We start from the raw sequence: 21,893 nt of genomic DNA, 5'->3' as shown, positions 1-21,893 counted from the left end.
CGGTTTTTTCTATAAAATACTTGAAATCTCTTATGTTAAGTGCGGAACGTACACTAATCTTATTGTTTTTCCTGATTTTTTTGCAATGCCAGCTTTTGGCAGGTGGTCACGCAGTACCTAACTGGGATGAAGTTGTTTATTCGACTTCGGCAGATACCGTTCCACTCAAGGATCGTTCAGGAAATTTTGTCCAAAATCCTAAAGACAATCCTTTTGATCTCAAAGATCCAAAAGTGGTCGAACAAAAAATTGAATACGATCCGGAATCTGGAGAATACAAAGTGACCGAAAAAATCGGTGACGAACATTACCGTCCTTCCAGCAATCTCAGTTTTACCGAATTCATGAATTTTAAAGCAAGGCAACAGGATCGTGAATACATGAAAAATCTTGCCGGGATCAGTACGACCAGACGCAATACTGAAGGAATTATTGATCCAATCACTAAATTGAATTTAAAGAAAAATCTGGCAGATAAATTATTTGGTGGATTTGGAATAGATATCAAACCTCAAGGTTCAATAGGATTTACTTTAGGAGCGAATTATTCGTTTACGGATAACCCTCAAATTCCTGAAAGACAAAAGAGACAACTTACACCCGATTTTGATATGGATATCCGGATGGATGTAACCGGAAACATTGGCGATAAATTAAAATTAAATACAAACTACGATACCAAAGCTGCATTTGATTTTGAGAATAAATTAAAGTTGGCTTACGATTCAGAAAAATTTTCTGAAGATGACATCATTAAAAAAATTGAAGCGGGAAATGTGAGTTTGCCATTAAGAACCAATTTAATTCAGGGCAGTCAAAATTTATTTGGTTTTAAAACAGATTGGCAATTTGGTTATCTCCGTTTGACCGGTTTGGTTTCTCAGCAAAAATCTAAACAAGAAAGCATTCAAACAAAAGGCGGAGGTGTCTATCAGGAATATGAAGTTCGCCCGGATCAATACGATGAAAACCGACATTTCTTTTTAAGTCACTACAATCGCAACAGTTACGAAACGGCGCTGGCAAATCTGCCAGAAATCAACAGCCAATTTAAAATTAAAAACATTGAAGTCTGGTTGACAGAGGATGCACAAAACAGCCGGGAAACTGAATTAAGAGATATTGTTGCATTAAATGATTTGGGAGTTTCTGAATTGGAACTTTTTGATATGGATCCAACACAAGCACAAACTTATCTACCGGGTCGCGCAGTGTCTCGTGACAAAGGAGGTGCTTTTGTTCCATCCAATACTTCCAATACCCTGCTCGATCGGATTCTTTCAAATGATGAAGCAAGGGATTTAAATAAAGTGGTGCGTTATCTTTCAGATCCTGCTGGTTTAAATTTAAAACAAGGACGCGATTTTGAAAAAGTACGTGCAAAACGTTTAAGTCCGAATGAATATAATTACAATGCTGAATTGGGTTTTATTTCATTACGCGTCAGACCGCGGCCCAATCAGGTTTTGGCAGTGTCTTATCAATATTTACAAAACGGTAGAGAAATTGATCCACGGACCGGTGCAGTTTATAAAGTAGGGGAAATGAGTTCTGATGTGAAATCAGATTCATTGAGTTATAAGGTCATTTTTGTAAAAATGTTAAAATCTTCCGGACAACGGACGGATTTACCTTCTTACAAATTAATGATGAAGAACGTATATCCGACCGGTGGATTCAATTTAAATCAGGAAGATTTTACTATGGATATATTTTATGAAGACCAGGATGGTATTTCAAAAAGATATATTCAGGAAGTAGAAGGATATCCATTATTGAATTTATTTAATTTGGATTTTTTAAATAAGACCAATGATCCACAACCAGATGGAGTTTTTGATTTTGTCAGCGGACAAACTGTAATTCCAGCAAGTGGTGCTGTGATCTTTCCAGTGCTTGAACCATTTGGAGCTTCATTAAAAAAATTATTGGGTAAAGTCATCACAGATCCCAATCAACTGGACGCTGTCTTTAATAAATATAAATATACCGAGCTGTATGATACTTCAATTACAGCAGCGCGTCGAGAATTGAAATCAAATCAGTTTTTAATAAAAGGAACCTACAAAAGTGGAAAATCAAATGAAATTCCTCTAAATACATTCAACCTGGATCCCAATGCCCGAATCATTGTAAGTGCAGGGTCTCTTACTTTAAATGAAGGTTCTGATTATATCGTTGATCGTAATTTGGGCAAAGTAACCATCCTCAATGAGGCCTTATTGCAATCGGGAGTACCCATCAGCGTGAAGTTTGAAGACAATGCGTTATTTAGTTTTCAGACTAAAACCATGATTGGATTGCGTGCAGAATATTCCAAGCGAAAGGATTTATCTTTTGGTGCCACCTACATGCACTTATTTGAAAAGCCATTTACAGAAAAAGTCAATATTGGTGAAGATCCAATCAACAATCGAATCGTTGGATTGGATTTCAACGTTAAACAAAAAGCACCCTGGTTAACGAGGGCTTTGGATAAATTGCCTTTGTATTCAACCAAAGAACCTTCTACCTGGACAGCACAGGCCGAAGCAGCTGCTTTGATACCTGGCCACTCTAAAGCCATCAATCAACAAGGAAGTGAAGGGGGCGTCGTTTACATCGATGATTTTGAAGGCAGTTCATCCGGAATTGGATTGGGCTTTAACGTATCTCAATGGATTTTAGCAAGTGCACCCCAGGGATTAAGTGATCCTGCTTTTTTTGGAACCGGCATTTATGATAATCCAATCAGTAATGCCAATCGCGCTTTGTTGAGTTGGTATCGGATTGATGATTATGCAAGGGTAGATAGCCGGAATCTTTCGAATTCATATACCCGATTGGTAGATGAGACTGAAATTTTTCCAACGAAACAAAGGCCTTTGGGATTTAGTACGGAGTTGACCTTTGATATGACCTATTATCCAAGAGAAAAAGGACCTTATAATTTTGATGTCGCTGGTGGTCTTACCGCAACGGATCCAAAGCAAGGTACTTTTACCACAGGAGGGATAGATCCAGACAATAATTTACTGCAACCGGAAACACGTTGGGGCGGTTTGATGACCCGTTTAAATACGGTGGATTTTGAAGCCAATAATGTGGAATATATCGACTTCTGGATGCTCAATCCGTTTTTGGAAAAAGCAGATCCCAATGATCCTGTAACCGGAAATGGAAGAATCTATTTACAGTTAGGTACATTTTCTGAAGATATTTTAAAGGATGGTAAGCAACAATTTGAACATGGATTGCCTACTAAAACAATTCCGCTGAGAACCGATGTCAGTGTATTTGGAAACATTTCAAGAGTGCCACCGATTACCAGTAGTTTTGATGTCAATGACAGGGAACAGCAAGATTTAGGTTACGACGGATTGAATAGTGAGTCGGATCAATTGGAGAAAAATGAATTGACATTTTTTAAAGATTATCTGGATAGACAAAAAGCCTATCTCAATCCCCAGGCATTGCAGAAAGTAGTATTAGACCCATCCAATGACAATTATGTATCGTATCGATCCAATACATTTACCGGAAACGAAACGGTATTGGATAAATACAAACGTTACAATATGCCAGAAGGGAATGGACAAATTGAAACGGGAAATGCGCAATCAACAGCTTATACGGGTTATCCGGATCAGGAAGATTTGAATTATGATAAGTCCCTGAATGAAATTGAATCGTATTACAATTATGAAATTCCCTTAACGCGTACAGCTGACAATAAGATTTATTTTGATCCATCGGATCCGAAAAATTATGTTACTGATACCGTAATTGTAAGACCACCCAATTCAAATAATGTGGAAGAAGTCTGGTATCGTTTTCGCATTCCGGTAAAATCCGGAACTGCTGTGGGCGAGATCAAAGATTTCCGTTCTATTCAATCCATGAGAATGCTGTATACCGGTTTTGATCAGACGGTTACCTTTCGTTTTATCAAATTTCAGTTGGGTAGAAACTCCTGGAGGAAGTATAAAGATTTTTGTGCTGCAGGACAAGACGATGGAAATAAAAGTTTAATCCTTGATAAAGTAGATATTGAAGAAAACTCTGGCAAAACGCCGTTTAATTATACAACCCCTCCTGGAATTCAGCGGGAGCGTTTTTACAGCACCCAATATGCCGACATTCAACAAAATGAATCTTCCTTATTGCTTCGAAAAGAAGGTTTGTTGGCCGGTTGCGAAAATTCCATCTATAAAATTATTGATTTAGATATTCGTAAATACAAACGCATCAAGATGTTTGTACATGGAGAATCCATTAAATCGAAAAATACAGACAGTGTGTGTGTATTCATACGCTTAGGAAAAGATTTTACTAATAACTATTACGAATACGAAATCCCTTTGCGATATTCCAATGAAGCTTTTTTTAATATCCGGGATTCCATTTGGCCAAAAGACGATGAATTTGATTTTCCATTGCAGTTGTTATTGGATTTGAAAAACAAACGAAACAATGATCCCAATGCATCTTTAAACAGTTTGTATGAAATTGCGGATCCTGAAAAACCAGGAAATCGAGTACGAATTATTGGAAATCCAACCATTGGATTGGTGCGTGGCGTTCAATTGGGATTTAAAAATAAAGGAGGAGAGGATGTCGAAGATTTAGAAGTATGGTTGAATGAATTGCGGTTGACCGGATTGGAAGAAAAAGGAGGTCTGGCTGCACAAGCACGTGCTGAATTGCAATTGGCAGATTTAGGCAATTTAAGTTTGGCCGGAAATTATTCAAGTGTAGGTTGGGGAGGTATCGATCAAAAACTTGATCAACGTGCCAGAGACAATACCAAGCAGTTTGATGGAACCATGAATATTTCTCTGGATAAATTTTTACCAGAAAAAGTAGGCGTCCGTTTGCCTTTAGCGCTCCAACTTTCAAAGACCATTCGGACACCGGAATATGATCCCAATAACACCGACTTAAAATTGAAGGATCAAATAAAAGCAGCGTCCAGTAAACAGAAAAAAGATTCGATTAAAGATTTAGCAGTTGATTATTCAGACATCAAGAGTTTTGCTTTAAACAACATTCGAAGGGAACGAAAAGGAACCAGCAAACCCAAACCCTGGAATATTGAAAATTTTTCTGTCAGTTATGCGCATTCGGTTTCAAACAAACACAATCCGGTAATTGCAGAAGATAAATTAAAATCTCAGCAAGGTGGGGTGGATTATAATTTTTCACTGACTCCAAAATACATTGAGCCATTGAAAAAAGTTATTAAGAATCCCAACTTAAAATTCTTATCAGAAATTAATTTCAATGTTATTCCAAATTCATTTTCTGTTAGAAATGCCCTGGATCGAAAATCTTCCACCAGAGTGTATCGATTTGCAGCACCTAAATACAGTACCTGGGAGGATCGAAAATTTTCATGGAACAGAGATTATACCTTGACCTGGGATTTTACAAGATCCCTTAAATTTAATTTTAGTGCGCGCAATGAAGCAGCTGTAGATGAAATCACCTTTAATCCGCTACGTCAATCGTATATAAATCCTATAACCGGACAATCAGTAGATGCATCTCAACGCGGTAAATTTGTAAGGGAGAATCTTGCTGATTTTGGACGCAACAAGGATTACAAGCATAATTTTACTTTGGCGTATGCAGTGCCGATGAGACTTTTCCCGTATTTGGATTTTGTGACGATTCGTACGCAATACACAGCCAATTACAATTGGGCAGCGGGTTCATTAAACAGCATCGATTCGTTGGGATCTGTAATCAGCAACGGACAAACAATCAGTTTGACCAATGAGTTTAATTTCACAACCTTGTATGGTAAGTCCAAATTTCTGAAAAAATATTCAGGAGAAGGAGTTTCTTCCGGAAGATTCAGACCTGCAAACAAATCTCGTGAAAATGCAAAACCCGAGGAGACCGAAAAAGGTACAAAAAATAAAAAAGAGAAATCTGAAAAAGTTAATCCATTGATTAAAGTTGCTGTAACACCATTGATCATGTTAAAGCGGGTGCAATTAAATTTTAGTCAGAACAAGGCTACAACCATTCCCGGATTTATGGAACGACCTGAAATTTTGGGACTGAATGGAGGATTTGCAGCTCCAGGCTGGGATTTCATCACTGGAAAGCAACCTGATTTTGGAAAAAATGGTTGGTTGGATCGCATCGCTGAAAAAGGTTGGATTTCTGCCAATTGTTATTTTAATAAGGAAATGCTTCAGAAGAAATCAAATACAATTGGCGCCAAATTAAAAGTAGAACCCGTTCGTGATTTTAACATTGACTTAAACATAGATCGAAATTTCACGCGGGATCATGCTGAAACATTTAAATTGGATTCCGTATTTGGTACGAATTTAATGGCATTTCAGCATTTCACACCGTTTGAAAATGGTCAGTACACGATATCGTATGTTTCATTGCAAACCATTTTTGAAAAAGATATTGACAAGGTATTCAAACGATTCAGTGATAACCGACCCATCATATCTAAACGTGTTGCCGATCGTTATGGAATAAAAAATGTCAGTCCGTTTAATCCAGAATATTCTGATGGATTTCAAGGAGATCACATCGACGTTGTAACGCCTGCATTTTTAGCAGCCTATACCGGACAAGATCCAAACTCATTTAATTTGGATTTATTTAAAACCATTCCATTGCCAAACTGGCAGGTTAATTACAGCGGTTTAGCCCGATTGCCCAAATTGAAAGATATCTTTCAGGATTTATCCATTCGGCATGGTTATAAAAATACGCTTACGATCAATTCATTTAGAACCAATTTGGATTATCGTACCAATACCAATGAATTGCCAATCAGTCGCCGGGGCAATGAGTTGAAAGCGTCTTATCATTCAAAATACGAAGTTCCTGAAATGGTAATCAACGAACAATTTGCACCTCTCATTGGAGTCAATGTCAAAACCAAATCCGGAATCGAATTGGGATTGGATTTAAATAAAAACAGAAATTTAAAATTGCAGAATGGCATTGAAGGACAGCTCCTGGAAACTAAGGCTACTAATTATACCATTAAAGCAGGATATACCATTAAAGATTATTATATCAGCTGGATCCCAGGCATGAAAGCACTTAACAAAGGGGTCAAGATTCCGAAGAAAAAGAAAAAGTCTAAAAAAACGGAAGAACAACAGGCAGCAAATGCACCGAAAGGCAATGACCTGGAATTTACTTTTGATTTTGGAATTAATGATAACATTACAAAAATTCACAGATTGGATAATAATATTCCAAGTCAAACTACGGCCGGTGCAAAGCAAATAAGCTTTACTCCTGCAGTTAAATATAGCCTGAATAAAAATTTGAATGTGCGCTTATTCTGCGATTACCGAAAGACGATCCCGTATATTCAAAATCAATTTAAGGATGTCCGGATTAATGGTGGCTTGACCATCTTGTATACTTTGAATTAGCATAGACTGCTAATATCTTGATGGGTTTAATTTAGAAAAATATATTTTTTCCAGGCTTATTTTTCTTAAACTTTAGTATTACTGAAAGGTCTTACTTAAAAGTTTATTATGAAAAAGCTAATCTTTAATTTCGGTATTTGTTTCAATTTATTTCTGGCTTTTAATTTAAAAGCAGAAATCAATCCGGAACCAGGCATTGCAATGATTCCATTTTGGTTTGCAGATCATGATCATTTTATTTTGCAGGAAGCAAAATTGATTCAATCGAAATCAACGATTAAAGAACATATCAAATTTGGAGATGCTCAAGTATCAATTTACCCAGTACCTGCAACAGATTTTATAAAGATTAAGACCGATGATTTCAATCAGTATCAGTTATTTGATGAAAAAGGGGTTGTTTACCGGAAAGGTTGGATTGATGAATGTGAAACTATCGAACGCTATGCGCTTCCTACCGGAGTTTATTTCTTAAAGTTGTCAAATATTTTAGGGGAAGTATATTATCACAGAGTAATTTTTAATTAAGAGAATAATAGCTGTTTAAATAGGCTATGAGAATCCTTCAAATTGTTGCATCCCGTTTTCAAGCCAAATTCCTAAACCATGGGTTTAAACCCATGGTTTAGGAATTTGGCTTGAAAACAAATCAAACGTTCACTCTGTGTGACTTCATTTAGTAAGATCTAATTTATGTATAAACATATAAGAAATCAAAATGAGACGTTGATTAGACCCCTTAATTTGTATTCGTTTGAATATTAAATCTATTTCAAGTATTCTGAATAAGCTTTGGTTATATGCATTCAGTGTATATACCTTTGCAAGTTCATGAACATCTTTTCCACACTTGAAACTTTAGCTTCAAAGAAAATCCTGATATTGGATGGTGCTATGGGATCTTTGATCCAACAATACCAATTGCAGGAAGCAGATTTTCGCAATGAACGATTGACGGATCACCCCAATGATTTAAAGGGCAACAATGATTTATTGTCCATTACACGTCCTGATGTTATTAAGCAGATCCATTTGGATTATTTAAAATCAGGCTCAGATATCATTGAAACCAATACGTTTAGCGCAAATGCCTTGTCTCAAGCGGACTATGCATTGGAAAGTTGGGTGTATGACATCAATTTTCAGTCTGCTAAAATTGCCAAAGAAGCCGTACTTGAATTTCAAAAGACAGATCCTTCAAGTCCCCGGTTTGTTGCAGGAGCCTTAGGACCAACCAATCGGACGGCCAGTTTAAGTCCGGATGTAAATCGTCCTGCTTTCCGGGCAGTAAATTTTGATCAGTTAAAAGAAGCGTATTACACGCAAGCCAAAGGATTGCTAGAAGGAGGTGTTGATATTTTTTTAGTTGAGACCATATTTGATACACTGAATGGCAAGGCAGCTTTATATGCTATCGATGAATTGTTTGAAGAAATTGGGTATGCGATTCCATTGATGGTATCCGGGACCATAACCGATGCAAGTGGACGCACCTTGTCAGGTCAAACGGTTGAAGCATTTCTGGCTTCTATGTCTCATTTACCCATGTTTTCAATCGGTTTAAATTGTGCATTGGGTGCAAAAGAACTCAGACCATATCTTGAAACCTTGAGTAAGCGAGCCGATTGCCGGGTGAGTGCATATCCAAATGCCGGTTTGCCAAATGAATTGGGTGGCTATGATCAATCGGCTGCTGAAATGAAAGCGTTTATGCTGGATTTTGCAGAGCAGGGCTATGTAAATATTATTGGTGGATGCTGTGGAACCACTCCTGAACACATTCGTTTAATGGCCCAAGCGGTTCAATCCATTGAACCCAGAAAAATTCCCAGTGGTTCCACGTATACAACATTATCTGGTTTGGAGTTGCTGGAGTTTCGTCCTGAACTAAATTTTGTGAATGTTGGAGAACGAACCAATGTCACAGGTTCAAAGAAATTTGCACAGCTTATACTCAATAATCAATTTGATGAAGCCATTTCAGTAGCACGCCAACAAGTTGAGTCAGGGGCACAGATTATTGACATCAATATGGATGAAGGCCTATTAGATGGAGAGAAAGCCATGACGGAATACATCAATATGATTAGTTCGGAACCGGATATTATCAGAGTTCCGGTTATGGTAGATTCTTCAAAGTGGCATGTGATTGAAGCCGGATTGAAATGTTTGCAAGGCAAATCCGTTGTCAATTCCATTTCTTTGAAAGAAGGGGAAGAAAAATTTATTGAACAAGCAAAAAAAGTAAGACGCTATGGAGCTGCAGTGGTCGTTATGGCATTTGATGAAGCAGGTCAGGCTGATACAATTGATCGTAAAGTAAGTATTTGTAAGCGTGCTTATGATTTGTTGATAAATAAAGTTGGCTTTAAATCGCAAGACATCATATTTGATCCAAATATTTTTGCAGTTGCAACGGGTATTGAAGAACACAATGAGTATGCTATTAATTTTATCGAGGCAACCAAGCAAATCAAACAACTGTGTCCAGGTGTTAAAATCAGTGGAGGCGTAAGCAACCTCTCTTTTTCATTTCGTGGAAATGAAATCGTGCGCCAGGCAATGCATACGGCATTTTTATACCATGCAATTCATGCTGGTATGGATATGGGCATCGTTAATGCAGGACAAATGGAGGTGTACGATGAAATCCCAAAAGAACTGTTAGAGCTGGTGGAAGATGTATTATTTAATCGCCGCAGTGATGCAACAGAACGATTGACAGACTTTGCAGAACAAGTTAAAATAAAAGTTAAAAGTAAAATACCCATAATTCAGGATGAATGGAGAACAAAATCAGTTGAAGACCGTTTGAAACATGCTTTGGTTAAAGGGATTACAGATTTTATTATTGAAGATACGGAGGAAGCCAGATTAAAGTTTGCAAAACCATTGCATGTCATTGAAGGACCCTTAATGGATGGAATGAATGAAGTGGGTGATTTATTTGGTTCTGGTAAAATGTTTTTACCCCAGGTTGTTAAAAGCGCACGGGTAATGAAACAATCCGTTGCTTACCTGACTCCATTTTTAGAACAGGATAAAACTGAAGCTGCAAAAGCAAAAGGTAAAATTGTACTTGCAACTGTAAAGGGGGATGTACATGATATTGGTAAAAATATAGTAGGCGTTGTACTGGCATGCAATAATTACGAAATCAGCGATTTGGGTGTCATGGTTTCCTGTGAAAAAATATTGCAACACGCGAAAGATATTAATGCAGATGTAATTGGATTAAGTGGCTTAATTACACCATCCCTGGATGAAATGGTCCATGTAGCGATGGAAATGAAGAAAAACAAGATTACCCTACCCTTATTAATAGGTGGAGCTACTACTTCAAAATTACATACGGCATTAAAAATTGAACCGCAATACGATTTTCCTGTGGTCCATGTGCTCGATGCATCAAGAGCTGTCTCAGTGGTTAGTAATTTATTGACCGACAACTCGGAAGTTAGAAATCAATTTTTAAGTAATTTAAAAGAGGACTATGAGCGTGTTCGGATTCAAAGACAACAACGCCAGAAATTTAAAGAATTGTTGAGTTTAACAGAAGCTCAGGCCAATAAATTAAAAATAGATTGGGATCATACCTATTTTAATCCACCGCAACAAACTGGCATTCGTGTTTTCGAATCGGTTGATACCGGAATATTGAAATCATTTATTGATTGGACTCCATTTTTTCAAACCTGGGAACTGGCTGGAAAGTATCCAGCTATTTTGGAAGATCCAGTTGTTGGGAGTGAGGCTAGCAAATTATTTGAGGATGCACTGGTATTGCTTGATGAATTAATAACTAAAAAATTACTGACAGCGAAGGCAGTCATTGGAATTTTTCCGGCTCATTCATCTGGAGATGATATTATTATCTATGAGGATGAAACTTGTTCTGTTGAAAAACTCAGACTGCATCATTTACGTCAGCAAATAAAAAAGACAGCAGGTCAAGCGAACTTTTGTTTGTCAGATTATATTTCACCTGTTGGTTCAGACCAATGCGATTTCATAGGTGCATTCGCTGTTTCAGCAGGATTTGGTGTTGATGAATTGGTGAAGCAGTTTGAACAAGTACATGACGACTACCATGCGATTTTAGTCAAAGCACTTGCGGATCGATTGGCAGAGGCATTGGCAGAATATATGCATCAGTTAGTGCGTACGGAGATCTGGGCTTATGCTCCGTCAGAACATTTTACAAATGACGAGTTGATTAAAGAAAGTTATACCGGCATCCGTCCTGCTCCGGGATATCCTGCATGTCCGGATCATACTGAAAAACAAACACTTTGGAATTTATTGGAAGTTGAACGTTTTATTGGATTGCAATTAACAGAAAGTATGGCTATGTTTCCGACAGCTGCTGTGAGTGGTTGGTATTTTTCACATCCGGATGCTAAGTATTTTGCAATTAGTGAAATTGGAGAAGATCAATTGAAGGATTATGCTAACCGTAAAGGGTGGGATGAAGCAACTGCATCCAAATGGTTAAGTCCATTATTACCCTAATTTGAATATATTAAAATTTACAATAAGTATAGATATGAACCGATACATTAATTTTCGAATTTTTATTTTAATCATAGCAATTGGATTTCAAACATCCTGCGCCATTTTTCAAAAGGAGAATGCATTTAACAAGCAAGCATTTCCGCAAGAAGAAACGGTGTCATTAATTATACTTCAGGTAAACGATTTTTATGAAATCGCTGCATTGGATCAGGGTCAGGTTGGGGGTGCTGCACGAATTGCAAGCCTCAGAAAAAAACTGTTGCAGGAAAATCCGAATGTATTAACTGTAATGGCCGGTGATTTTTTAAGCCCTTCATTAATAGGTACACTAAAGTGGGAAGGAGAGCGTATCAAAGGAAAGCAAATGGTTGATGTTATGAATTTGGTAGGATTTGATTTGGTAACTTTTGGAAATCATGAATTTGATATCGATGAGGCGTCTCTTCAAAAGCGAATTAATGAGTCAAGTTTTGAATGGGTTTCAAGCAATGTTCAACATGTAGTTAATGATACAAAGCAATCATTTTACAAAGAAGTTAATGGGCTTAAAACTGCCATTCCTGAAACCCGAATTTTACCATTTTCCAATAAAAAGGGAGCCGTATTAAAAATTGGAATTGTTGCACCTTGTCTACCTGCGAATAAAGTAAATTTTGTTAGTTATAATGATGTCTTTCAAAGCGTTTCAATGGCATTAACTTCATTGGCAAACACTACCGATCTCCAAATCGCATTGAGTCATTTAAATATGGAGGATGATATAAAAATGGCAAAATTAAATCCAGCATTGGACTTAATTATGGGTGGCCATGAACATGAAAACATGAAGCACCAAATAGGATCAACGGTATTGACTAAAGCAGATGCCAATGCTAAATCTGTGTATGTCCATCGAATTTCATACAATGTGGCATCAAGAAAATCCAGCATTATTTCAAGTTTGGTAAAGTTAGATGCAAGCATAGTCCCAGATGCTGAAGTTGCTCAATTGGTCAGCAAATGGAAGGGTATAGAAAATAAAGTCATTCGGGAAATGGGATTTGATCCGGATGAAGAGTTGGTTAGTTTGCATGAACCCTATGATGCAAGAGAATTAACCTTGCGAAATAAACCGGCTGCTTTTTGTGAAATGATCAGTAAAGCCATGTTGGTTTCCGCAAAGAAGAAAGCAGATGCAGCTATTATGAATTCCGGAAGTGTACGGGTGGATGATATGCTGAGTGGAAAATTAAGTCAGTATGATATTTTACGGGCATTGCCTTATGGTGGAAGTATTTTAGAACTGGATATTACCGGAGCGCTGTTAAAAAAAGTATTGGATATTGGGTGGGCCAATCAGGGTTCGGGTGGATACCTTCAATGGGCTCAAATCAGCCGAACCAAGAACGCTGAGTGGTTGATAGCTGGAGAAGTACTTAATAGTCAAAAGAGCTATCACATAGCAGTCAATGATTTTTTATTGACCGGCTTAGAAAAAAATCTCGATTTTCTTACACCAAAGAACCCAGAAATTACAAATGTTAGCCAAATCAGCACCTACCCTGCATCGGATTTGCGCAAGGATGTTCGGTTAGCTGTGATTGATTATTTGAAAAAAGGTGGCCGCTAAGGGATTCGGAAATTAGGAAGAGACTTATTACTTTTGTCAAAACGAATACAAATGGAAAACTCAAAATTTAATTATCGGTTTACCGCAGTCTTACTGTTTCTGTCTGCCATTATGATCAATGCCGGATATCTGATGCGACCGGTTCAATTGCAGGATGCATTTAATCTTGCTTCCTTACTGACTGCGCATGACAACCAAACACTTTTTATTTGGTCCTTTAGGGTACTTGTTTTTGGAGTCTTTTTAGGAATCATGGGATTATTTTCTTTAGGCAGTTTAATGCGAATATCTCCTGCTCATCCGATTCTCAATCCGGGTATCATTGTGTGTTGCCTTGCATTATTTGTAGGCACCACTGCAGAAGCTTATTTTATGCATATGGGTGCATGGGCTGGTTGGAAAGCATCAACACTTGCAGCAGCTGAACAAGAACCCTTTGTTAAAACTTTAGAAGTTACTTATGAATGGGTCTTATGCTTAAGGCGTATGGGTTATATGTTTTTCTGTTTGGGATTCCTTCCTATGGGTATAGGAATTATCCGCGATTCCTTTTTACCAAAATGGTTAGGTTATTTTGCTGTCATTTTTGGCGCTGCCGGGATTACAATTATGTTGATTTGGGATTCCAGCACGGCTTTTTATGAATATGTTCGCTATGCATATACTTTATTTTTTGCAATAATTGCGGTCAAGATTTGGAATAAATAATTTCTGAACATTCGCTATAGTTCATTCTCAATACAGAAAGTACTTAGTATTTAAAAATAAAACCTCGGTTGAAATTATCAACCGAGGTTTTATTTTTAAATACTATTCCAAACTAATGAATATTGGGACGCATCAGATGAATTGCTTTATTCTTCTTTTGCAGTAATACCCTTTTAATAATTCGTTGGAGTAAATTTGTAATTAGTATAATTTTATTGCTTTTCAGATTCAGGCATAGAACTTACATTCATATCCCGGACACAGACGTATTTACCATCTCGTTTTTGAAAATAAGACATGTAATGTCCTTTTTTTACTTCCGCTCCGGCAGGATTCATAACGGTCCATGAGCCGATTTCTATTGCAGTATTACCTTCTGCAAACAGATCAACCACTTTATAAACATTGTAGTTTCCTGTTGTGTCTTTGGCGATTCCTTTTGCAATTTTTTCTTTAATTGCAGCTTTCCCAGAAGCAGGCTCTTCGTTACGGCTATAACTTACAGCATCATCACTGTAATAAGCCACGACCCCATCAGCATCTTTCGCTTTTTCAGCAGCAGCAAATGCATCTTCCATTTTTTGAATTTCAACTTTTAATTGATCCATATCAATTGCTTTTGGTGGTTCAACCGGTGCAGCGCATGAAGTTAAAAGTAAGGTAAGCATACCTAAAAAGGCATAAATTTGGTTTTTCATAAATATTGATTTGTTTAAAGTTTTGTGCAATGTAAGTATTTTTTGATCCAATAGTGCATTTATATTGATTTCTTCTATTGTTTAGTGAAGTTTTAAATACTGAATCAAACCATGGAGTGAAACCAAAGTCCAGCAAGCTTCCAGTATAATAAATGGAAAATAATTTAGTAATATTGAAGCAAAACAAGCTAATCCGGCACCTCCAATATTTAGTAATAAATAGCTTAGACTTTCTTTTTGAATTATGCCTCTCAGGTTCATAAAAAAGGCAGCAAGCAATAAACTTACACCTATGAATCCAATCCAATCTGTCAGGTTCATTAAATTTAAATTAAATTACATTTCAAAAAAAAGAGATTATTCAAATCGTGTATCCAAACCCATATGGATTACATTCGATAACAAACTGCGTTAATATTCATTCCTGCCCCTACAGATGCAAATAATACCAAATCTCCTTTTTCTAATGTAAATCCTTCAAGTTTTTCTTTACGCACTGTATCAAATAAAGTTGGAACCGTAGCTACTGAACTATTTCCCAGTTTGTGAATATTCATTGGGATGGTATTTGTAGGAGTTTGGTTGATTCCATACAATTTGTATAAGTTTTTAATAATGGCCTCATCCATTTTTTCATTTGCCTGATGTATAAAAATCATTTTAACATCCTGGATTTTGGCATTTGCTTTATCCAGACATTCTTTCATTGCGGCTGGTACATAGGTTAGAGCAAATTCATAAATCTTACGACCTTTCATTTTAATAAAACGTTGACGTGGGTCTGAATTTGGAAAATAAGATTCTCCTAAATTTAAAAAATAAACTTCTTCCATGCAATGGGATGCGCTTGCCGAACTCAACATGCCACTTCCATTTATTGCATCTACTTCCTGATATTCTACAACACAAGCACCTGCACCATCTGAATAAATCATGCTGTCACGGTCATACACATCGATGACTCTGCTCAAAGTTTCTGCACCTATGACTAAACATTTATTCGCTAATCGGGCTTTTAAAAAAGCATCAGCTTGAATCATTCCCTGAATCCAACCTGGACAGCCAAACAATACATCATACGCTACGCAATGGGGATTTTTTATTTTAAGATTATGTTTGATTCGAGCAGCCAGGGAGGGAACCATGTCAGATTGATTCGTATGCTTAATCACATTGCCAAAATTTTGAGCTACGATAATCTGATCTAAGGATTCAGGATCAATGCCGCTATCATCTAAAGCTTCTTTGGCAGCATACGTTCCAATATCAGAAGTATTCATTTCGGTAGGAGCATAACGTCTTTCTTCAATGCCTGTAATTTGTCTGAATTTTTCAACCACGACTGAAGGATCTGTTTCGATTCTATTTTTATTTTCATCAAAAAAATCATGTACGGTAAAGTCCCTATTCGTTTTAATTATAGGCGGAATAAAACACCCGGTACCTGTAATGACGGTTTTATATACTAAATTACTCATGAAAATTTGTATAATTTGGGAAACGTGGTAATTGTTTGCATGTTTGGGCAAATTATGGCCAAGCTTGGTTCCATACTGCCACTTGACAAGACCAAATATAAAGCTAAATTGACAAAATGTGGGTAAAATAAGGTTGAGATAGTTTACATTTATCAATCCCGGTAAGGAATACCAAAGTTAATCCATTGTTTATTTTTCTTAATGAAGCAAGTCTTAATGGGATAAATCTTTCTATTTTTTATTTGAGCAAATCTCAACCGTTATTTGAATTTGGATTTAGCAACAATACTTATTCCTTCGATGGTAAATTTGATGAATTAGTTTTATTGAACTATTTGATTATCCAACCAAATTGAATCAGTTTAATAATTCTGCGTTATATTTAAGTATTCTCTTTATAACAATAATTTAGTTCAGCTGACTTTTTTTAATATAGATTAACTATGTTTTTTCCAGTATTTTTTACCGTAACTACAGAAAATTTCATCACCAGCACGAATATCCTTTATGGCCATCAGACAAACTTTGTCTTTGTCAGTAAGTGTAATTACAGCATTATTTTTGAACTTTGATTTGGATTTGCCATTGGCGTCATTTGCATATTTAGCAAAGCATTTGGAATTTATAGAATCCATGATACTCCCATTCAGCATATTGATGAAGTACCTGTCTTTTCCTTCTTTAACTCTTTTATTTATTTCAGCCTCACTTAATATTTTTCCTTTATAAATTGCAATGATTTCATCTTTGTAAATGTCGATGGCTGTAAACAATCCATAGCCGGCATCTTGAATTTGAGATGGGGCTTTGTATAAATAATCAGACTCGGCTGCTTCGATCGTATTGTCACTATTTAAAGATGTCAATTGTATTTATTTAAATGTGTTGTAAAAATATGGACAGGGGTTTACAATACCGCAATGCTGCAATGTTACAATCCTGAAATGTTAGAATATTTTAGTTTAATAAACTTACTGACATAATACTTTGTCATGCTGTTAATTAAATAAATATCGGCCTTTGAACAATAAGACTTCTAAAATTGGCAATTGTTCTAATAAGTTAAAATAAAAGAACTCTAAACTGTCTTTTTTCAGCTAGTCTTTGAAGAAGTTAATTCCAAAGAAGTCACATTATTAAAAACTATCACCTATCAACTAACAACTATCACCTATGAACTACGCTTACCTTATCAAACTCAAATCACCTTTAAACTCCTGAAGTGTTCCGTTGGTTAGTTTAACTCGTGCATAATACACATAAACGCCAGGATTCATTTTCTGATTTTTAAAACTGCCATTCCAACCGGTTTCAGCACGATTTGGAATGCTGTTTTCTGTTGAAAACAATAATTCCCCCCAGCGACTGTAAATTTGTAAAAGCTCTATGTGAATGTCGTCATTTCCGATAAGGTAAAAATAATCATTGATGTTATCACCATTTGGAGAAAAGCTGTTGGGGACAAATACCTTGGTTTCTTTTCGAACACGAATGAAAATAGAATCTAATGACTGACAATTTCGTTCATCCGTACTCAATGTGTACACCCAAGTATCCTGATTGGTCGTCCATTTAATTTCATCACAATTCGTGCAACTTGTAAGTTGGTTTGGAATCCACTGTATAATTTGGGGCTTGCGATTGTAATTCAATTTTAAATTGAATTCCGTATTGGCATTAACTTCCAGATCATTTCCTAAATCGGTAATCAGTGCAGGAGGATTGTCTAATTTAAATTGTAAGGTATCTGTTATACAGCCCGAACTGTCTTTCACGTAAATCAGATAGCTGCCGGGTTTTAATTTATTTAAATTTGATTGGTTGCTTGAAGTTTGGTTGTTTAGGTTTACATCAAAGCTGGTTCCAAAATCTTGTATATTGGTAATTTGGAGTTGACCATCATCCGCATTAAAACAACTAATCGAATCAATGGATATTTTCAATTTTAAGGGAGCGTAATCTGTTTGAATGTATACCAGAGAATCGCAACCCTGATGGTTAATCAATAGCATACTATCCAAACCTGCTTTTGTTGGAAAGCAACTGCTTTTGAATTGATAACTTGTATCAGAAGCCACAAATTTTGTTTCAATTATTAGCACACTATCACAGAAGGTTCCTGAGATTCTGAATGTATCAATTCCTTGTTGATTGGTGATACAGGTCTTCTGAATTCGATAAGCGGTATCTGCTTTAACAAAATCCGTTTTCGTAATGATAAAACTATCGCAACCGTTTCTATTTATTAAGTTTGCCGTTGTAATTCCTGATTCATTTAATTTACAAGTAAATTTTTGAATCCATGTGCTGTCGGATTTCAACAACGCAGTATGTGTTTGGATGACGCTGTCGCAACCAAATTGATTTTTAAAGATTTGAACTCGATTTCCTGTATCAGCTGGAAGGCAACTATATTTTATTAGATTGATTTGTTGGCTAGGGTCTAATATAATTTCCTCTTGTACGATGCTGTCGCAACCAAATTGGTTTTTAAATATATTTTTTTGCATGCCTGCTTGTGATGGATCACAGGTATGTGATTGGATAAAAATGCTGTCCTTAAATAATGGTAGATGTTCTGTGATTACTAAACTGTCACACAAACTCGTTGTAAAAAGCATTGTATCTGTATAAGTAGCAACTAAACCACATTCATACGATTGAACGTGTGAAATTGTTTGTGGTGAAAAATCAGTTTGAATGGTTACAATGCTATCACAAGCAAATTGATTTTTTAAATTTAATACAATGGTTCCTTTTTGTGTGCTGTCACAACTGGTTTTCAATAAATGGATCGAATCTTTTCGCAAAGGCAGGTGTTCAGTGATGATAATTGAATCACAATAGACTCCCTGAAGGGTCAAAGTATCAAATGTTCGGCTGGTATAATTACATGAAAAATCCTGTACCTGATTTACTTGAATTGCATGCAAGGTGTATGAATTGATCACAATTGAATCGCAACCAAATACATTGATAAAGTACAAACTATCCAATAGTTTTTGTTGTGGATCACAGGTATTAAAGAAAAATCGACTCGTATCTGGAAAGACTTTGAGGGTATTGACAATCACAATGCTATCACAGCCTGCGATCTGGAATTTCATAGTATCTGAAATGGAATTCGGAATACTACAGGAAGTTCTGTTTACTAAAAAAGTATCGCTGCTTTTACGATTGATAAATGTGGCATTTGTGCTGTCAAGATTTCCACATTTATCTTTCACATAAAATGTAACATCTAGTGGTGATTTAGTAGAATCGCCTTTAAAGTTGCTTGTCCACAATACAGTATCACAATCATCTATAGCTTCTGCGTATGCGTGATAATACAACCACAATTTAAGAGAGTCGCGCCAGGCTGCATCGCAATTTAAATTTCTGCTTTCGGCTATTTTATTAATTTTAGGGGCACTGGTATCTATTACAATGAAATTTCCGAATACACTGGTTTCTTGACCGCAAGGATCCTGTGCGATGAATTCAACCAGGATGGTATCGCAGGATTTTTGCGGATTATGATCGTAGGAATTTCGCCAGGTAATTTTACCACAGGCATCAAATGCAGTTGCATTGCCATTGTTTTTAATCCAATCGGAAAATTGTTTTTGTACATCACCAGAGCAGCTGACTCGGGCATCAACAGGTGCCTTTTTTATTTCCGGAGGGGTTTTATCTGAAACGGTTATAATTTGCTCTTCATAAGTTATATTTCCACAATCATCCCGAATTTCCCAATTTCGTGTAATTATCTTGGTGCACGGATCGATCAATTCCAATTTTTCTTTAAAAGTAAAGTCTGGATTTAAATCGCAATTATCGTTTACATTGAGAACGGGTACTTTGGGAATGTCTTTATCACATTCTACTTCAACATCATCTGGCGGATTATTTACAATGGGACCTTCCTGATCGCCAGGACACTCAAAAATACGGATGTCATCAATTATAGTGCCGCCCCATTCACTGCCTCCAATGCTACTGAATTCCATCTTGGCAGTAGCTGCCATTGCCATAAATTCAAAGGTCACTTTAAACCAAAAAACACTTCCATCAACCGAAACAGTCCAGTTTTCATTCAACCAGGCTCCGCCAGCAATTTTTAAAGTTCCTGTAGATGTATAGCCACTCCCGTTTTGCGCGGTCCAGAATTCAATTCGGTACATATTACCTGGAGTGAGGCCTGTAAGATTGTATTCAATCGCTCCAAATCCGGGCGAACCATGTAAATCAATAAAATTGGAGCGCCCATTTGGGTTGCCTAAAGTCAGATTTCCAAAAAAGGCATCTTTATAATCAATAGTAGCCCGCGTACAGGTCCACCCACCAAAAAAATCACCCGCAGAATATAAAATCAGTCCACCGGGAGGTGGCAAAGGCGGATCTTCAAAATCAAGGTTGGGAAAGAAAATTTCTGTGTATTGCCCACAGCAACAATTTCCCCCTGATGGTACATTTACGAAATGGTTTTGCTGAGCAGTTACAAGTGAGCTAACTATAAGTAATAAAAATATATAATAAAATTTCAACTGCTCGATTTTAGTTTACGAAGATAGCTGTTTCACAGAAAAGCTGCAATTTAATTCACGCTTATTTTAAAAGAAATTGATATGGGGAATCCAGTTACCAATTAATATCAGTAATTGACTTTCAAGCATTGTTTTAAATGGAGTTAAACAGTTTTGAAGGAATGGAGTTCGAAAGTGTGAATATTGCAATTTTAAATTTAATATTGATTGAAATTATTTGAACGTATTTTAGCCAATTCCAAATTAAAAATTGTTTTTACATTGGGCTGTTCAGTTTTAATTAAGCAAATAGAATTTATAAGGGAAAGGCTATGACACTATTTAAATTTCTGTTGGCAATACATATTTTTTGTGGTGGGGCCAGTCTATTGCTTGGATTCTATATTTTAATTACCAGGAAAGGCAACAGAAGTCATAAAAACATTGGAACAATCTATTTCTATGCAATGTTGCTAACAGCCCTTGTGGCAATTGCAATAACGTATTTACATCCTAGTTATTTTTTATTTACTATCGGAATTTTTACAAGCTATATGTTGTTGACGGGGAAAAGCTATTTGAGAAAAAGATCCCAATTTGATGTTAAATACATTGACTGGATCTTGAGTATAATCATGTTGCTTTTCGGTTCCGTTTTAATTGCTATGGGTTGTTACAAAATGTTCCTGGGAAATTATTTCGGAATCGTTCATTTAGTCTTTGGAGGGTTTAGTTGCTTGTTTGTTTACCAGGACTATATAAATTTTAAAGGCAGGTCAAGTGTTCAGAATTATTGGCTGGTAACCCATCTCCAAAGAATGATAGGAAGTTACATTGCTTCCGTTACCGCTTTTATAGTAGTTAATAATACTTTTTTACCAGGATATATCGCTTGGCTCTTACCAACGGTTCTGTTGGTTCCTCTAATTATTATTTGGTCACGAACACATGAAAACAATCCTAATTTTCAATAA

The 21,893-nt window shown here is 36.4% G+C and carries 11 protein-coding genes; 6 read left to right on the top strand and 5 right to left on the bottom strand.

Annotated features, from left to right (window positions below; genetic code table 11):
* The first annotated feature begins 20 nt into the window (after positions 1-20).
* The 5 genes from sprA (at position 21) to IPJ80_04075 (ending at position 14,235) form a co-directional block, all read left to right on the top strand.
* Positions 21-7,403 (top strand): cell surface protein SprA, encoded by a 7,383-nt coding sequence (gene sprA, locus IPJ80_04095; protein MBK7912660.1) that lies wholly within the window; start codon positions 21-23, stop codon positions 7,401-7,403.
* A 108-nt stretch (positions 7,404-7,511) separates the two neighbouring features.
* The gene (locus IPJ80_04090; GenBank protein MBK7912659.1) at positions 7,512-7,931 is read left to right on the top strand and encodes a T9SS type A sorting domain-containing protein; all 420 of its coding nucleotides are present in this window, start codon (positions 7,512-7,514) and stop codon (positions 7,929-7,931) included.
* 303 nt (positions 7,932-8,234) lie between these two features.
* Positions 8,235-11,915: a methionine synthase gene (gene metH, locus IPJ80_04085; GenBank protein ID MBK7912658.1), complete on the top strand. Its 3,681-nt coding sequence runs from the start codon at positions 8,235-8,237 to the stop codon at positions 11,913-11,915.
* A 34-nt stretch (positions 11,916-11,949) separates the two neighbouring features.
* Entirely contained in the window at positions 11,950-13,527 is a 1,578-nt protein-coding gene (locus IPJ80_04080) for a bifunctional metallophosphatase/5'-nucleotidase (GenBank protein MBK7912657.1), read from the top strand.
* 51 nt (positions 13,528-13,578) lie between these two features.
* The gene (locus tag IPJ80_04075; GenBank protein ID MBK7912656.1) at positions 13,579-14,235 is read left to right on the top strand and encodes a hypothetical protein; all 657 of its coding nucleotides are present in this window, start codon (positions 13,579-13,581) and stop codon (positions 14,233-14,235) included.
* A gap of 212 nt (positions 14,236-14,447) precedes the next feature.
* Here IPJ80_04075 and IPJ80_04070 read toward each other — a convergent pair whose 3' ends face one another.
* The 5 genes from IPJ80_04070 to IPJ80_04050 all read right to left on the bottom strand — a co-directional run bounded on the left by IPJ80_04070 (position 14,448) and on the right by IPJ80_04050 (position 20,940).
* Positions 14,448-14,933, bottom strand: coding sequence for a nuclear transport factor 2 family protein (locus IPJ80_04070; protein MBK7912655.1), 486 nt, complete (start codon positions 14,931-14,933; stop codon positions 14,448-14,450).
* Between the two features lie 81 nt (positions 14,934-15,014).
* Positions 15,015-15,254, bottom strand: a complete 240-nt coding sequence (locus IPJ80_04065) for a hypothetical protein (GenBank protein MBK7912654.1) — start codon at positions 15,252-15,254, stop codon at positions 15,015-15,017.
* Positions 15,255-15,322: 68 nt separating this feature from the next.
* Complete coding sequence (locus IPJ80_04060; protein ID MBK7912653.1) at positions 15,323-16,411, bottom strand: ketoacyl-ACP synthase III; 1,089 nt, start codon at positions 16,409-16,411, stop codon at positions 15,323-15,325.
* A gap of 437 nt (positions 16,412-16,848) precedes the next feature.
* Positions 16,849-17,184: an SET domain-containing protein-lysine N-methyltransferase gene (locus IPJ80_04055; GenBank protein MBK7912652.1), complete on the bottom strand. Its 336-nt coding sequence runs from the start codon at positions 17,182-17,184 to the stop codon at positions 16,849-16,851.
* A gap of 411 nt (positions 17,185-17,595) precedes the next feature.
* The gene (locus IPJ80_04050) at positions 17,596-20,940 is read right to left on the bottom strand and encodes a gliding motility-associated C-terminal domain-containing protein (protein MBK7912651.1); all 3,345 of its coding nucleotides are present in this window, start codon (positions 20,938-20,940) and stop codon (positions 17,596-17,598) included.
* Between the two features lie 311 nt (positions 20,941-21,251).
* On the opposite strand from IPJ80_04050, the gene IPJ80_04045 reads away from it, so the two are divergent.
* Positions 21,252-21,893, top strand: a complete 642-nt coding sequence (locus IPJ80_04045) for a hypothetical protein (protein MBK7912650.1) — start codon at positions 21,252-21,254, stop codon at positions 21,891-21,893.

The organism is Saprospiraceae bacterium (genome assembly GCA_016714025.1).
Taxonomy (GTDB): domain Bacteria; phylum Bacteroidota; class Bacteroidia; order Chitinophagales; family Saprospiraceae; genus Vicinibacter.
The sequence above is the reverse complement of the archived record's forward strand: the minus strand, read 5'-3'. Positions and strand labels throughout refer to the sequence as shown.

Coding starts and splice junctions, on each gene's coding strand:
- IPJ80_04090 (MBK7912659.1), top strand. CDS start 7,512: ATGAAAAAGCTAATCTTTAATTTCGGTATTTGTTTCAATTTATTTCTG.
- metH (MBK7912658.1), top strand. CDS start 8,235: ATGAACATCTTTTCCACACTTGAAACTTTAGCTTCAAAGAAAATCCTG.
- IPJ80_04080 (MBK7912657.1), top strand. CDS start 11,950: ATGAACCGATACATTAATTTTCGAATTTTTATTTTAATCATAGCAATT.
- IPJ80_04075 (MBK7912656.1), top strand. CDS start 13,579: ATGGAAAACTCAAAATTTAATTATCGGTTTACCGCAGTCTTACTGTTT.
- IPJ80_04070 (MBK7912655.1), bottom strand. CDS start 14,933: ATGAAAAACCAAATTTATGCCTTTTTAGGTATGCTTACCTTACTTTTA.
- IPJ80_04065 (MBK7912654.1), bottom strand. CDS start 15,254: ATGAACCTGACAGATTGGATTGGATTCATAGGTGTAAGTTTATTGCTT.
- IPJ80_04060 (MBK7912653.1), bottom strand. CDS start 16,411: ATGAGTAATTTAGTATATAAAACCGTCATTACAGGTACCGGGTGTTTT.
- IPJ80_04045 (MBK7912650.1), top strand. CDS start 21,252: ATGACACTATTTAAATTTCTGTTGGCAATACATATTTTTTGTGGTGGG.